Origin of the sequence: Labilibaculum sp., from assembly GCF_041595635.1 — a bacterium.
GTDB lineage: Bacteria > Bacteroidota > Bacteroidia > Bacteroidales > Marinifilaceae > Labilibaculum.
This window is the reverse complement of sequence record NZ_JBFHJW010000019.1, coordinates 1-14,785: the sequence shown is the minus strand read 5'-3', so window position 1 is coordinate 14,785 and position 14,785 is coordinate 1. Positions and strand designations below refer to the sequence as shown.

General features: G+C 36.3%; 12 protein-coding genes. All 12 read left to right on the top strand.

What is annotated here, in order from left to right; translation table 11 throughout:
• Nucleotides 1–7: 7 nt before the first annotated feature.
• The 12 genes from ABYT26_RS07590 (at nt 8) to ABYT26_RS07535 (ending at nt 14,566) form a co-directional block, all read left to right on the top strand.
• Nucleotides 8–712: a mechanosensitive ion channel domain-containing protein gene (locus ABYT26_RS07590; protein WP_372752503.1), complete on the top strand. Its 705-nt coding sequence runs from the start codon at nt 8–10 to the stop codon at nt 710–712.
• Between the two features lie 554 nt (nt 713–1,266).
• Complete coding sequence (locus ABYT26_RS07585) at nt 1,267–2,598, top strand: TolC family protein (protein WP_372752501.1); 1,332 nt, start codon at nt 1,267–1,269, stop codon at nt 2,596–2,598.
• Between the two features lie 54 nt (nt 2,599–2,652).
• Nucleotides 2,653–3,951 carry an efflux RND transporter periplasmic adaptor subunit gene (locus ABYT26_RS07580; RefSeq protein WP_372752499.1) on the top strand — a complete coding sequence of 433 codons (1,299 nt, stop codon included), beginning with the start codon at nt 2,653–2,655 and terminating at the stop codon, nt 3,949–3,951.
• 129 nt (nt 3,952–4,080) lie between these two features.
• Nucleotides 4,081–4,839 carry an ABC transporter ATP-binding protein gene (locus tag ABYT26_RS07575; RefSeq protein WP_372752497.1) on the top strand — a complete coding sequence of 253 codons (759 nt, stop codon included), beginning with the start codon at nt 4,081–4,083 and terminating at the stop codon, nt 4,837–4,839.
• A gap of 23 nt (nt 4,840–4,862) precedes the next feature.
• A complete protein-coding gene (locus ABYT26_RS07570; protein WP_372752495.1) occupies nt 4,863–6,083 on the top strand; it encodes an ABC transporter permease in 1,221 nt (406 codons plus the stop codon).
• 131 nt (nt 6,084–6,214) lie between these two features.
• Nucleotides 6,215–7,273 carry a sensor histidine kinase gene (locus ABYT26_RS07565; protein ID WP_372752493.1) on the top strand — a complete coding sequence of 353 codons (1,059 nt, stop codon included), beginning with the start codon at nt 6,215–6,217 and terminating at the stop codon, nt 7,271–7,273.
• Between the two features lie 155 nt (nt 7,274–7,428).
• Nucleotides 7,429–8,166, top strand: coding sequence for a LytR/AlgR family response regulator transcription factor (locus ABYT26_RS07560; RefSeq protein ID WP_372752491.1), 738 nt, complete (start codon nt 7,429–7,431; stop codon nt 8,164–8,166).
• 652 nt (nt 8,167–8,818) lie between these two features.
• Complete coding sequence (locus tag ABYT26_RS07555) at nt 8,819–9,265, top strand: hypothetical protein (protein WP_372752489.1); 447 nt, start codon at nt 8,819–8,821, stop codon at nt 9,263–9,265.
• A gap of 258 nt (nt 9,266–9,523) precedes the next feature.
• The gene (locus tag ABYT26_RS07550; protein ID WP_372752487.1) at nt 9,524–9,979 is read left to right on the top strand and encodes a cytidine/deoxycytidylate deaminase family protein; all 456 of its coding nucleotides are present in this window, start codon (nt 9,524–9,526) and stop codon (nt 9,977–9,979) included.
• A 10-nt stretch (nt 9,980–9,989) separates the two neighbouring features.
• A complete protein-coding gene (locus ABYT26_RS07545; protein ID WP_372752485.1) occupies nt 9,990–11,594 on the top strand; it encodes a S41 family peptidase in 1,605 nt (534 codons plus the stop codon).
• Between the two features lie 179 nt (nt 11,595–11,773).
• Entirely contained in the window at nt 11,774–12,691 is a 918-nt protein-coding gene (locus ABYT26_RS07540; protein ID WP_372752483.1) for a hypothetical protein, read from the top strand.
• A 138-nt stretch (nt 12,692–12,829) separates the two neighbouring features.
• The gene (locus ABYT26_RS07535) at nt 12,830–14,566 is read left to right on the top strand and encodes a bifunctional UDP-sugar hydrolase/5'-nucleotidase (RefSeq protein WP_372752481.1); all 1,737 of its coding nucleotides are present in this window, start codon (nt 12,830–12,832) and stop codon (nt 14,564–14,566) included.
• The last annotated feature ends 219 nt before the right edge of the window (nt 14,567–14,785 follow it).

Genomic DNA, 14,785 nt, shown 5'->3' with positions numbered 1-14,785 from the left:
TAAGCATATGTCTGTAAAATTTTTAGTTATCGTATTGGGCATTCTTGTAACATTCAGATTAATTGGCCTTATTAATCGATCCTTAAAGTACTCAGCTACTATTAAATATCACACTACCTACTTATTAACATTAACAGAGCTTTTATTGTGGCTCGTTATGCTAATATGGTTGGTTAGACATTACTATAATTCTGAAAATACATTTGGACTCATTTCGGTGGGAATTGTTATTACACTTGCAATTGTGCCTTCATTTTATCTTCTTAGAGACTTTCTTTCGGGAGTCTATTTAAAGATTCAGAATAAATTAAGTGAGGGTAGTATTATTGAAATAAATGGGCTCAAAGGGAAAATAGAAAAAATTGGGAATTTTAGTCTTAACCTTATTGATAAAAATGGCGATATTAAAAGCATTCCCTATCATAAAATAAGTGCCACCATTATTAGTAAACAAAGTAATAATCCTAACCTTAATAAAGTTAATCTTAAGTTTGTTTTTCCTAGCTCTGTACGGGCCAATTACATCATACCCAAACTAAAGGTTGAAATTATTAACTCAGCTTGGGTAGCTGTATCACAACCTGTTATTATTGAAAATATTGAACACCTAAATGATGAATATTCTATTGAAGTAGTGATATATACCTTACAGCCTCATTTTGCCGAAGACATAAAAAATAGAGTTGAAGAAAACATGAAAAGCTATTATTAAGCTAGGTTTTATTTTAAAAAGCTGTGGCGTTCAACTTCTTAGTCTTTCTAAAACAATTCTAACACAAAAAATCTATAAAATAGGAAGCCGCATTTTTGTTGCCTACAAATAAGAACGATCTGATTTCTGGTAAATCGTGTCTTTTTTGTGCCAATAAGTGTTAACCATTTAAAATTACTATTATTAAAGCTGACATATCTATGGGTGTGCTTAGCTCTAATTTTAAATAGCCAGTATTCAGGGGATTAATTCTTTTTTTGTGCTTACTTATAATATCTGATGCCCAAATTTCCTGTTCATTTCTCATTTATTCACATTCCATTCATCGAATAATTGCATCCATACTTCTAGATTCTGCCGTGATCAGTCTAAAGTGATTGCGCGAAGCATGAGAATAGTCCAAATTTGCTACTGTAAAAATTTCATAGTTGAATAAGTGTTAGAGGTATATCATTTCCCGAACTCATTACACCGAAACTAAAGAATGTAATGAGTTCGGGATGATTTACTCTTAATATTGAAGATTCAATAAACTGAATAAAAAATTAAAAACAATGAATACTTTATTGAAAATAGGCTTGCTATTTTGTGTGCAGATGAGTTTGTTTGTGCTCCCTGTGAAGGCTCAGGATAAGGCTTTTACACTTGATGATTGCATTGCATATGCATTGGACAATAATACAACTATTGGGAGGGCCAATAATGAAATTGAGAGTCACACATCTTATCTCGAACAACGAAAAGCAGCACAAGGACCTGATTTGTCAGTGTCGGCAGCAAATACCTGGTCTTCGAGTAATTCTCATAGCAATACTTACGCTACTTGGAGTAGAAGCACTGGTAACGATGCTTCTGTAGGGTTAAGTTCAGATCTTACCTTATACAATGGAGCCTCACTTAAGAACTCTATCAACCAGGGAAAGGTGAACCTTTCGGCAGCCGAAATCAATGTGAAAACCGAAAAAGAACTACTCTCTTTGGATGTGTTAGCTGCCTATATTTATGTGATGCAGGCTAAAGAGCAGGTTCAAAATAGTCAGTTACAGCTCGAAACTACGAAAAAAGAGTTGGAGGAAGCTACTATTCGTCGAGAGGCTGGCGTGATGGCTCCTGCCGATTATTTAAATATTAAATCGGAATATTCATCCGATAAGGCAGATTTGGTAAGTTCTCAAAGTGAATTGAGAATTAGCCTTGTTTCTCTAATGCAACTGATGAATATGCCAGTTAGTGGTAGTTTTGATATTGAAGATGTGGATTTGGAAGCCTTACTAAAAGAGAGTCCGATTACCGATCCTTCTACCGTTTATTCGGTTGCAGTAGGAATACAACCTTCGATAAAAACAGCCGAATTGGATGTGAAAAGTGCAGATTTTGATATTAAACTTGCCAAAGCAGCAGCTTTGCCTACTTTAAGTTTAAGTGCTAGTTTATATAGTTACTATGATGATGATACGGATGTGAATTTAGGCGGGCAGCTATCGCACGCAATTACACCTTCGCTTGGTTTGTCCTTGTCTATTCCTATCTATCAGCGTAAAGAGGTGAAAAACAATATCAAACAAGCTACCATTCAAAAGCAATCCTATTTGTTCGATTTGTTGGATATTAAAAACGATTTACGAAAAGCTATTGAACAGGCTTGCACCGATTCACAAACTGCGAATATTACCTTTTCATCTTACCAAGAGCAATTGGAAGCGGAACAGGAGTCTTACAAATTGGCTCAGAAAATGTTTGCAGAAGGCATGCTTAGTTCTACTGATTTTTTGACTTCAAAAAATAATTTGTACGAAGCTGAAGTGAATTTAACTTCCTCGAAATATGATGTACTTCTTGAAAACGAAATTCTAGAATATTACATGGGTGAACCCATCGGATTTTAAGCTTATTTCATCAAGCTTAAAAAAGTTTAATTAGTAAAATATAAAATTCAAGATATGAATAAGAAAGGAATAATTTATGCATCTGTTGTTGGCTTTATAGCTGTAGCGGGAATTGTGTTTTTCCTGAGTAAAAACAGCAGCTCAAATTATGTTTTTGATACGGTGAAAGTTGCACGTGGCACCATTAGCAATACGGTAACGGCTACCGGAACTTTAGAAGCTACTGAAACTGTTGATGTAGGTTGTCAGGTGTCGGGAGTGATTGAAACCCTTTATGTGGATTACAATTCCATTGTGAAAAAAGGGCAACTTCTTGCAGAACTTGATAAATCGACTTTGCTGTCTACTCTTAAAACATCAGAAGCTCAATTGGAAGAAGCAGATGCAGATTATGAATATCAGGGTAAGAACCTGAAGAGGATGAAAACATTGTTCGAAAGCAATGTTTTGGCAGAAAGTGAATACGATGAAGCCATTTATACCTACAAACTAAGCAAAGCAGCTGTAAAATCAGCGCAAGCAACAGTAGAGAAAGCCAATCGTAATTTGGGTTATGCCAGTATTTACTCTCCTATCGATGGAATTGTGAAGGATGTTGAGGTAGAAGAAGGAAATACGGTAACTGCTAGTTATAGTACTCCCGAGTTGTTCATCATTACCAACGATCTGTCCGAAATGCAGGTGGAAGCAGATATTGATGAGGCTGATATAGGACAAGTTAAATTAGATCAGCGTGTAGATTTTACTGTGGATGCTTTTCCGGATGATACATTTTCAGGTAAAGTATCGGAGATTCGTTTGGAGCCTACCGAAGAATCGAATGTGATCACCTATACCGTTATTATTTTGGTTGGAAATCCTGAAAAGAAGCTAAAACCAGGTATGACCGCTAGTATTACCGCCTACGTTCAGGAAGCCAAGGATGTTTTATTGGCTTCAGGTAAAGGTCTTCGCTTTACTCCCGATCGGGAAATGATGACAGAATACATGAGTGATTTGCCAGAGGGTCAAAGAATGGGACCTCCTAATGGTGAAAATGGCAAGGGTTCAGGAATGAGACAAGGTGCTTCAGGAGGAAAACAAGGACCTTCTTCGGAAATGGCAGAAGAAGACGATACGCATAAAACCCTATGGATTAAAGAGGGAGAAATTATTAAACCCGTTCAAGTTGAAATAGGAATTAATGATGGAAGTCAGATACAAATTTTATCGGGACTCGAAGAAGGACAGGAAGTGGTTGTGTCGATGAAACAAGGTGATGATGAAGAACAACAGGCTACCGTAGCAGCAAGTGAGGAAGAAACGAATCCTTTTGCACCATCAAGACCAGGAGGAGGACCAGGAAAAAAATAGAAATTTAACAGCAGACGGATATTTGAGAAAAGCAGAAGTATCAGTTTTAAACTTTGGGTAAAACCGGAGTGTTTTTCGAGCATTTATTTGTTCTGATTGGAATCTATTTTAACCGTAAACTTTGTAATTATGAGCAGTGATTCAATTATAGAAATAAAAGACTTACATAAAAATTATCAGGTTGGAGACGAGCTTGTAAGAGCACTAAGAGGTGTTGACCTGACCATTAGTAAAGGAGAGTTTGTAGCTATTATGGGCACAAGTGGCTCTGGAAAATCAACCCTATTAAATATTCTAGGTTGTTTAGATAAGGCATCGGAGGGAGACTATTTTTTGGATGGTAGAAATGTAAAATCCTTAAAGAGAAATGAATTGGCTGAGATCAGAAATACGAAGCTGGGTTTTGTATTCCAATCCTATAATTTATTGCCACGAACCACTGCTTTGGAGAACGTAGAATTACCCTTGCTTTATAATACTTCGGTGAGTAATAAATTGCGCCGCGAAAGAGCCGAGGAGGCTCTGATTGCAGTAGGACTAAAGGATAGAATGAAACACCTCTCCAATCAAATGTCTGGTGGACAGCAGCAGCGTGTTGCCATCGCTCGTTCCTTGGTAAATAATCCAGTAATTATTTTGGCCGATGAGGCTACAGGTAATCTCGATTCCAGAACTTCTTATGAGATTATGGCCTTGTTTCAGGAGTTGAATGATAAGGGAATAACCATCGGTTTTGTGACTCACGAGGCTGAAATTGCTCGTTTTACAAAACGAAATGTGGTCTTTCGTGATGGTAGACTGATTAAAGACATAATGGTGAAAGACCGAGGAATTGCCAAGCAGTCTATTTTAGATTTAAAAGATGAAGATTATAATTTTTCATCCTAATTAAACACTGAAAAACAGGAAATATGAAGATTATTAATCTGTTAAAAATAGCCATTTCAGCTATTCGACGAAATAAATTGAGATCTTTTCTTACCATGTTAGGAATTGTGATTGGAGTGGGAGCTGTAATCACCATGCTAGCCATTGGGCAAGGATCCAACGAAAGTATCAAAAGTAGCATTGCTTCTATGGGTACAAATCTTATTAATGTAATGCCTGCAAGTCGTAATAATGGTGGAGTGCAACAGGATAGAACCAGTTCGCAAACGCTGAATGAAAAGGACGTGGAGTACATGAAAAAGAATTGTACTATGGTAAGCTATATTTCACCAGAAATGAATAGCTCTGGACAAGTGGTTATGGGTTCAAACAATTGGCCTACGAGCGTTAAAGGGGGAAACGAGGATTATACTTCAATCAAGAAATATGAAATTTCTTCGGGTCGTTTCTATACCGCTAAAGAAATTAAAACGGCGGCCAAAGTTTGTGTGCTAGGGCAAACTGTTGTCGATAATCTTTTTCCCGATGGCGACGATCCAGTGGGACAAACCATACGTTTCGAAAAGATTCCCTTTAAAGTGATTGGGGTTTTTAAAGAAAAGGGCGATAATACTTTCGGAGATGATCAGGATGATGTGATGTTGGCTCCCTACTCAACGATAATGAAAAGGATTACTCGCGAAACGCATTTACGAGCCATTGTATTTTCAGCATCATCGGAAGATAAAATTACCGAGACCAGTGCCGAAATTGAGGAGCTGATGCGAATTAGTCATCGAATAAAAGATGCTGAGGATAATGATTTTGAGATAAGAACGCAGGAAGAATTGATCAGTAATTTTGGTTCGATATCAGAATTATTAGTGGTTTTGTTGGGTTCTATATCAGCGATTTCCTTACTGGTTGGAGGAATTGGGATTATGAATATTATGTACGTATCGGTAACCGAAAGAACTCGTGAAATAGGTCTGCGTTTAGCTATTGGCGGAAAAGGAAAAGACATTTTATGGCAGTTTCTAATTGAAGCCATGCTCTTGAGTGTGTTTGGTGGAATTATAGGTGTGATATTGGGCTACTTAGCCTCCTTTATTGTCGAGCATGTGATGAAATGGCCGGTTTTAATTACCGAAAGTTCGGTTGTTTTATCCTTTATGGTTTGTACTTTTATCGGCGTATTCTTTGGTTGGTATCCAGCCCGAAAAGCATCGGCTCTCGATCCGATTGTTGCTTTGCGTCATGAGTAATTGAATTATGATTCAATTTGCTTTATCGCGCTTGAACTGAAAGATATTCCTTCTCATCATTGGGTATGTAAATGCCAAATGATGAGTTGTTGTACACGATTCAGTGATCATTAAAAAATTAACTTTGCTCTATGCTTACAATTAATAATAGATTGAGAAATGCATTGCCACATATTATTGGCATTATTTTTATTTTGTTACTGCCCTTGTTTGTTTTTGGCAGAACCGATAATCATTTAACATTTTGGGTTTACAACTACTACTATCATATCTTTTTTACAATTCTTATTTTCTATGGAAATTTTCTATACTTAACTCCTCGTCTTTATTTTAGACCTAAGAAAGTTCTGTATGCACTTAGTTTGCTGACGTTCATGATTTTTATTGTGGTGATATCGCAATACGGATATTATTTATTTGGAATTGATAAACTCAGGGAACCTATAGGTTTAATAGACAATACAAACTCGGCTCCCAAACAGTTTTTTATTCATCCTCGCTTAATTGATAATTTTTTCTTGTACCTACTGGTTTTAGGAGCAAGTTTGGGTGCAGCTATTATTAAGCGCCAAAACCAGAACGAGAAAGAGCAACAGGAAAGAGATAAAGCGCATCAGGATACTGAGTTGGCTTTTTTGAAAAATCAGATTAGTCCGCACTTTTTTTTCAATGCTTTAAATAATATTTATGCATTGATTGCCATTGATGGCGACAAGGCACAAAAATCAGTTGAGAAACTTTCTGGCTTGATGCGTTACCTAATTTATGAGTCGGACATTAAGCTAATCGAGCTGAACAAAGAATTCGATTTTACCAGAAACTATATCGAGCTAATGCGTCAGCGTTTAAATTCGAAGGTGTCTTTAGATGTTGATATTCAGGAAAATGTAGCTAATGTAACAATTCCTCCTTTGCTATTCATTCCTTTTATCGAGAATACTTTTAAGCATGGAGTAAGCTATCGAGAAAAATCCTTCATAAAAATCTCGCTGAAAACGGAGAAAGATAAACTTCGTTTTAATTGTGAAAATAGTATTTCTCAGCACAATTCGAAGGAGCAAAACAAAAAGGGAGGTTTGGGAATCAAAAATGTGAAGAAAAGACTCGATTTAATGTATGGAGATAAGGCCCAATTAAAAATGGATATTCAGAATAATACATTTATTGTAGAATTAGTGATTCCTATTTAGTCGGTCTGTACTATCTTTATCCATTACAGAATTCTCGAATTTGCTGTGAAAAGGAATTGCCTTTACCAACTTTTATTGACTACTTGTAGGGGGATCTTTTCTGATGGTAAGAGAATATCAGTACATTATTAAATAAACTCGCATAATTTGAACCAATGAAGACAATTACCTGCATAGCAATTGATGATGAGCCTTTGGCCTTGGGATTGATGGTTTCTCACATTAAAAAGACTCCTTTTTTAGAACTTATTGGCGAATTTGATAACCCTATTGATGCCATGGAATTTCTTCAGGATCATGAAGTGCAGCTTATCTATTTAGATATTCAGATGCCTGATTTAACAGGCGTAGAGTTCGCTAGAACTTTAAATAATGCTAGCAAAGTGATTTTCACGACAGCCTACGAGAAATATGCCTTGGAAGGTTTTCAGCTTCATGCCCTCAACTATCTCTTAAAACCGGTTAGTTACGAAGTATTTTTAAAAGCAGCCATTCATGCCAAAGAACAATTCAATATTGCAGAAGCGGCTTCAAATTCAACATCGGAAAATGAAATTAGTTCCAGTAACGATTACTTGTTTGTGAAGGCTAACTATCAGCTCCGACGCATTAACTACCAGGACATTATATATATAGAGGGTTTGAAGGACTACGTGAAGATTCATCTGGAATCGGAGCAAAGACCTCTGGTTTTTAATGCAACCATGAAATCGCTTGAGGAAAGACTTCCCAAAGAAAATTTTATGCGTGTTCATCGCTCCTTTATCGTCAACCTCGATAAGGTAACAACCATCGAACGTTATCGAATTGTTTTTGGAAAAGAGCGTATTCCTATTAGCAAACAATACAAAGAGGCTTTCGACGACTTTGTAAAATTAAAATTTCTGAAGTAAGATCTAAAAATGCTTGCTCAATCAATTTGCCTGTGCTTTTTCATCTTCACAGGCTGCAAGTTTGTTTTTGTCTTTCCATTGTAATTACTTTAGAAGAATGCTTTTCCATTTAGTGGCTATTACTTTTGCAAAGGCAGCATATTCTTCACATGAAATGCAATGCTGTTAGTGAATTTTCGCCTAGCATTTATAATACTGCAAAAGGTCCTGTTCATTGCGTTTTATATTACTCACTTTCCGATAATGATTTCACATTCTTTAACATTTGTTCTCCTTTGTTAACTCTATTTTAAGTTATATTTGAAGTATAAGATAAAGGTTTAGGTTTTTCATAGATATAGTAGATTAGAAATTTCAAATAGATTGAAGCTCGGTTCATCACCGAGTTTCTTTTTTGGGAAAAAAGAGTTTCTTTAGAGATTAAAGATTTTAGGTTTATAATTTGTAAATGAGTCTGGTTCGGTACCAGACTTTTTTATTTGGAGCTTTTTTTCTTCCATTCAATCCTATTTTTTTATTGGTGCTTCAAATAGCTTTTTTATTCACAAAAATGATTATTTGTTCTTATATTATTGGGGTAGGAAACATATTTTGTAGCTTTGAATCGAAAGACTTAGAGAATTTTTTCTAATCACATTAGAATATTTACATCATGAAAAAATCGTTTTTAGTATTTTTAGTATTTTTAAGCTTTACCCTTAGCGCTCAAAACACAAAAGTAGAGGTGTTAAAAGAGTTTTTAAAAGGTAGTGTTCAATTTCAGCCTGCTTCAGTAAACCTAGATCAGCCAATATTTACAATTAATGAGTTGGCAGCTGTTCAGGCCGATAAGGTGTTCGATCTAAATAAAGAAAATGTAGCCGAAGTTTTGGCAGAAGCAAAAACATACTCAACCTGCATTATTACTGTAGGAATTCATACCATAGTGAAGGTTACTAATTTTGATGATTGCAGTCCGAGTGGTGTTTGGGGCGTTTGCATGCCCATGGGAAAAGGCTATATTCAAAAGGCCAATGTGTTAACAGAAGTGAACGATTATCTTAAAAATATTATTGGGCGACCAAGTTCTCAGGAACATAAAGTATTTCTTTTTAAATAGAAATCATCCGTTTAGGAAAGAAGGGAAGTCTTATCAAAAGAAATTGATAAGACTTTTCTTTTGGTAAGGATAGAGTTCTGAATTGGTTTGGAAAAGTAGGTAGCAGTAGAAAATATTTTTTATTTATTCTGAGTAGTTTGATGCTTTTGTCCTACGAAACTGCTCAGGGAAATTTGTTGTATTCTATATTTATCGAGAAGCTATTCTCCCGATATATTTTATACATTTGTTTAAATCATTTAAAAGAAGAGAAAATAGATGCAAAATGATAAACAATTAGAGTCTGATCAAAAACAAGATAATTTAGATCGACGTTATGTGAGAATGGCTTTAATTTGGGCTGAAAATTCATATTGTGTACGAAGACAAGTTGGGGCTTTGCTTGTGAAAAATCAGATGATTATATCGGATGGCTATAATGGTACACCTTCTGGTTTTGAGAATGTTTGTGAGGACGAAAATTGTAAAACCAAGCCCTATGTATTGCATGCCGAGGCCAATGCAATCACTAAAGTTGCTAAATCGAGTAACAGCAGCGAAAATGCAACTCTTTATGTAACGGCTACTCCTTGCATCGAATGTGCAAAATTAATTATTCAGGCAGGAATAGTGCGGGTTGTTTATTCTGAAGAATACCATAGTAAAGAGGGAAAAGAGTTGTTGGAAAGAGCAGGCATTGAAGTGAAATATGTAAATGTAAAAGAAACGAAATAAATATTTTTCCATGGGAATTAATAATAAGAGAATTACAATTTTATTTCCAATACTTTTGGCTTGTGCCGTGGTGTTGGGCATGTTTTTGAATTCAGTTTTTCAAAAAAGAACAGGTGCTGATACGGGGATTTTTAAGTTGCCACAAGCAGGGAATAAACTGGATATTGTTCTCAATATGATTGAGAAAGATTATGTAGACACGGTGAGTGCTGCTGATTTGGTAGAAGATGCGATTCCAACTATTTTGAAAGATTTAGATCCTCATACGGTATATATACCTGCGAAAGATTTGCAAAGAGTAAATGAAGATTTAAAAGGTAATTTTGGTGGCATTGGAGTTCAGTTTATTCGCTATCAGGATACTGTGGCGATTGTTCGGGTGATTCCGGGCGGACCTTCGGAAAGTGCTGGAATATTGGCTGGCGATCGAATTGTACAGGTTGATGATTCGCTTGTAGCAGGTATCGAGATGTCGGATAATGAAATTATGGATCGATTAAAAGGTCCTAAGGGAACTCCGGTAAAAATTGGAATTTATCGCCGAGGAGAAAAGGGTATTATCCAGAAAGAATTGGTGAGAGGATCTATTCCTGTGGCTAGTGTTGATATTGCTTATATGCTTTCGGAACAAATTGGTTACATTAAAGTGAGTCGATTTGCTGCAACTACCTATTTTGAGTTTTTTGAAGGCCTTCAGAAGTTGAATGCAAAGGGAATGCAAAAGCTAATTGTTGATTTACGAAGTAATACAGGCGGTTATCTTTCCGAAGCAACTAATATGATAAATGAATTTTTACCCAAAGGGAAAATGATCGTCTACACACAGGGCAAATCACAACCGAAATCGGATTACATGTCAACAGGAAATGGACAATTTCAAGAATTGCCCATTATTGTTCTGATTGATGAGGTATCGGCCTCGGCAAGTGAGATTTTTGCCGGTGCAATTCAGGATAACGACCGAGGTAAGATTGTGGGACGTAGATCTTTTGGAAAAGGATTGGTTCAGGAGCAGAGAATGCTTTCTGATGGATCTGCACTAAGATTAACAGTTGCCCGATATTATACGCCTACAGGTCGATGCATTCAAAAATCATACGAGAATGGAACAGAGGATTACTACAATGATTTGAATCATCGCTATTTAAACGGAGAATTTGAAGAGCAGGATTCCATTCATTTTAATGATTCTTTAAAATACATTACACCAGGCGGAAATATAGTGTATGGTGGAGGTGGAATTATGCCGGATGTATTTATTCCTGCCGACACTTCTGGTTACTCTAACTATTTTCGTGATTTAAGAAGAAAAGGAGTTATTTACCAGTATGCATTTTCATTTGTAGATAAGCATCGCAAAGAAATGTTGGGCTTAAAAGATTATCAATCGGTATTGGCCTTTATAAAGAACAAACCAGTAATAAAGGAATTGGTTGCTTATGCAAAAAATAAAGGAATACCAGCCGATTCGAAAGGATTAGCAGAATCGCGTACGGTAATTGAAACTCAAATAAAGGCATATATTGCCAGAGATGTTATTGACGATGAAGGATTTTATCCGATTATTAAAGATGTTGATGCAACTTTGCTGGAAGCCGAAACTTTGTTCGATTAATTTTATCTCCAAAATATCTAAAAAAGACTCGCTTTGTGCGGGTCTTTTTTATTTCTGATATGTTTCGATTAAACCTTTTCGAAAATTGAAGGTCTAAAACCCGAAATCGATTTACAAATGCACAGAAATTAGGAAGGCAGATCCTAGTATTTAAGTATAACAGAAAATAAAGTGAAAAGATGAAAAAAGCAAAACGAAGTATTGTGGTTTTAGGATTGGTTAGTTTATTCATGTGTGCTGGTTTCTTAAATGTAAATGCACAAAAAAACAGACGATCGCCAAATAATTGCACACAAAGAATTGAGTTAAGTGATCAGCAAAAAGAGCAAATGCAACAAACTCGTATAAAATTTGCCATTGCCACTAAGGATATAAAAAATAATTTGGCAGAATTACGTGTTCATCAGCATACCTTGATGTCGACAGATAAAGCAGATTTGAATGCTATTTATGCGAATGTTGATAAAATTAGCGACTTAAATAATCAGTTAATGAAAGAAAAATTTGCCATGAGAATGAGCATGCGTTCTTTCTTAAACGAGGAGCAAATTCAAATGCTGGGCGAAGGCTTTGGTCCTAAGCAAGGCAGAAATTTGAAAGGAAAAGGAAGAATGGGCAATGGACAAGCTAAAGGCGATTGTGATGGGATTGGTTTAGGTCAAGGACAAGGACAAGGACAAGGTTCAGGTCTGGGTTTTGGAAGAAAACAAGCCGCTGGATATGGAAATCAGAATGGAGAAGGTCGTGGTCCTAACGCGAAAAAAGCAGGTAGATTCGATAACAATTGGTTGAATTTATCGGACGAGCAAAAAGAGAAAATGCAGGAATTGCAACTTGCAAATCGGGAAGCAAACAAAGTATTGAGATTCGAGATGGAGGAGTTGCAATTAAAACAAAAACACTTATTAAGCTCCCAAGTAGTGGATGAGAAATTGGTGTTGAAAAATTTAGATCGTTTATCAGAAATTAAGAATCAATTAGCAAAAAAGAGAGTCGATCAGAAAATGGAAGTGCGTAAACTTCTAGATAAAGATCAATTAGTGTTGTTTTTATGTCAATCAGCAATGGATAGAGGTAATCGCAATGGACACAGGTAAAGACATTAAACGATTAACTTTCATAGATTTGTGAGGAGGGCTGCCAAGTGTTTGGCGCCCTTTTTTTAATATCTTATGTTCTGATAATTCAGAATGTATTTTTATTTGTATCTTTTCAGCCTTAAAATAAAAGTGAAAATGAAAAGAATTTGTATTTATTTGGGTCTTGTTCTTGCCGTATTTATGAGTTCGTGTGGCAATGAGAAGGCTGAACATGTTAGACTAAAAATTTTAGGCACTAGTGATGTTCATGGGGCATTGTACCAATACGATTTGGTAGAAGATAAAGAAATATCTTCTTCCCTAGCGCAGGTGTATTCCTATGTTGATCAGGAACGGAAAAATGGCGATTCAGAGGTAATTTTGCTTGACAATGGTGATATTCTTCAGGGAGATCCTTTGGTATACTATTCAAATTTTGAGAAAACAGAAGCAGAACACCTTTGTGCTGAGGTAATGAATTTTATGAAGTACGATGCAGGTACTGTTGGCAATCACGATATAGAGCCTGGTCATGCAGTATACGATAAATTGGTGAAGGAATTCGATTTCCCATGGATGGCAGCGAATGCAGTTCGAAATTCCGATGGAGAACCTTACTTTACTCCTTATATCATTCTAAATAAAAAAGGAGTGAAAATAGCTGTGTTGGGCTTAATTACACCCGCAATTCCTCAGTGGTTACCCGAAAAAATATGGTCTGAAATGCATTTTGAGCCGATGATAGAATCGGCAAAGAAATGGATAGAGATTATTCAGGAGAAAGAACAGCCCGATTTTGTGATTGGTTTGTTTCACGCCGGAGCAGGTGAAGAAAGTAAAGCTTGTGCTGGAGTGGTTGAGAATGCATCGGTTCTAGTAGCCAAGCATGTAGCAGGATTTGATATGGTAATTTGTGGGCACGATCATCAGGAGAATATTATTTGGGTAGAAAATCCCGATCATCAGAAAGTTGTGGTTATTGATCCACAAAGTAGAGCTCGTTATTTGGCTCAGGTAGATGTTGATTTAGAATGGAATAAGGAGAGTGAAAAATACAACAAAACTCTTACTCCTAAATTAATAGAGGTAGAAAATTTGTCTTCTTCTAAGGAATATATAGATCGTTTTCAAGCACAATTTAACGAAGTGGAAGAATATGTTTCTCGTCCGGTAGGAATGTTTAAGCATAGTATTTCTACGAGAGATGCTATGTTTGGCGATTCCCCTTTTATTGATTTGGTGCAGCAGGTACAGATGGATCTGACTAGTGCTGATATTTCTTTAGCAGCACCACTGTCTTTCAATGCAAGTATCGATTCAGGTGAACTTCAGATTCGGGATTTGTTTAAATTGTATCGATTCGAGAACTTGTTGTACACCATGAATTTAACAGGAAAAGAAGTAAAAGACTTTTTGGAGTACAGTTACAAATCGTGGTTTCAGCAAATGAAAAATGCTTCCGATCCAATGCTATTTATCACAAGTAACGAAAAGGGAAGTCGATTAAGTACTATGTTTTTTAACTACGACTCGGCCGAAGGCATCGAATATGTTGTTGATTTATCAAAACCTGCCGGCCATCGAGTAAAAATTCTACACATGAGCAATGGAGAGGCTTTTGATGAGGCGAAAACCTATCGAGTAGCATTAAATTCTTACCGAGGAAATGGAGGCGGCGGACACCTTACCGAAGGTGCTGGTTTAAGTCATGAGGAGTTAACTTCTCGCTTGGTGAACTCTACTATTAAAGATTTAAGGTACTATTTAATGAAATGGATAGAGGAAAAAGGGATCGTTGATATTCATTGCAATCAGAATTGGAAAGTAGTTCCTGAAGATTGGCACAATGAGGCGGTAAAACGCGACTACAAATTACTTTATGGTGATGAGTAAGCGGTAAGCAAAATAAGAGGTAAAACAAAGAGCCAGTAAGGAATGTGATTCCATGCTGGCTCTTTTTTGTGCAATTTTGGACACTGTCCCGCAAAGTGTGTAAGTGATATTTCCAGGGTTAGACTTTAGTTAAGTCTGACCCTTTCTTCAAATATAGCTAAAAACTGATTGAGTATCACTCCCCAGTTTTGGATCGGCATCGTCCATTTTATGGTCGCT

Excerpts from the sequence above, each read along its gene's own strand:
- ABYT26_RS07590 (WP_372752503.1), top strand. The coding sequence starts at position 8 with ATGTCTGTAAAATTTTTAGTTATCGTATTGGGCATTCTTGTAACATTC.
- ABYT26_RS07585 (WP_372752501.1), top strand. The coding sequence starts at position 1,267 with ATGAATACTTTATTGAAAATAGGCTTGCTATTTTGTGTGCAGATGAGT.
- ABYT26_RS07580 (WP_372752499.1), top strand. The coding sequence starts at position 2,653 with ATGAATAAGAAAGGAATAATTTATGCATCTGTTGTTGGCTTTATAGCT.
- ABYT26_RS07575 (WP_372752497.1), top strand. The coding sequence starts at position 4,081 with ATGAGCAGTGATTCAATTATAGAAATAAAAGACTTACATAAAAATTAT.
- ABYT26_RS07570 (WP_372752495.1), top strand. The coding sequence starts at position 4,863 with ATGAAGATTATTAATCTGTTAAAAATAGCCATTTCAGCTATTCGACGA.
- ABYT26_RS07565 (WP_372752493.1), top strand. The coding sequence starts at position 6,215 with ATGCTTACAATTAATAATAGATTGAGAAATGCATTGCCACATATTATT.
- ABYT26_RS07560 (WP_372752491.1), top strand. The coding sequence starts at position 7,429 with ATGAAGACAATTACCTGCATAGCAATTGATGATGAGCCTTTGGCCTTG.
- ABYT26_RS07555 (WP_372752489.1), top strand. The coding sequence starts at position 8,819 with ATGAAAAAATCGTTTTTAGTATTTTTAGTATTTTTAAGCTTTACCCTT.
- ABYT26_RS07550 (WP_372752487.1), top strand. The coding sequence starts at position 9,524 with ATGCAAAATGATAAACAATTAGAGTCTGATCAAAAACAAGATAATTTA.
- ABYT26_RS07545 (WP_372752485.1), top strand. The coding sequence starts at position 9,990 with ATGGGAATTAATAATAAGAGAATTACAATTTTATTTCCAATACTTTTG.
- ABYT26_RS07540 (WP_372752483.1), top strand. The coding sequence starts at position 11,774 with ATGAAAAAAGCAAAACGAAGTATTGTGGTTTTAGGATTGGTTAGTTTA.
- ABYT26_RS07535 (WP_372752481.1), top strand. The coding sequence starts at position 12,830 with ATGAAAAGAATTTGTATTTATTTGGGTCTTGTTCTTGCCGTATTTATG.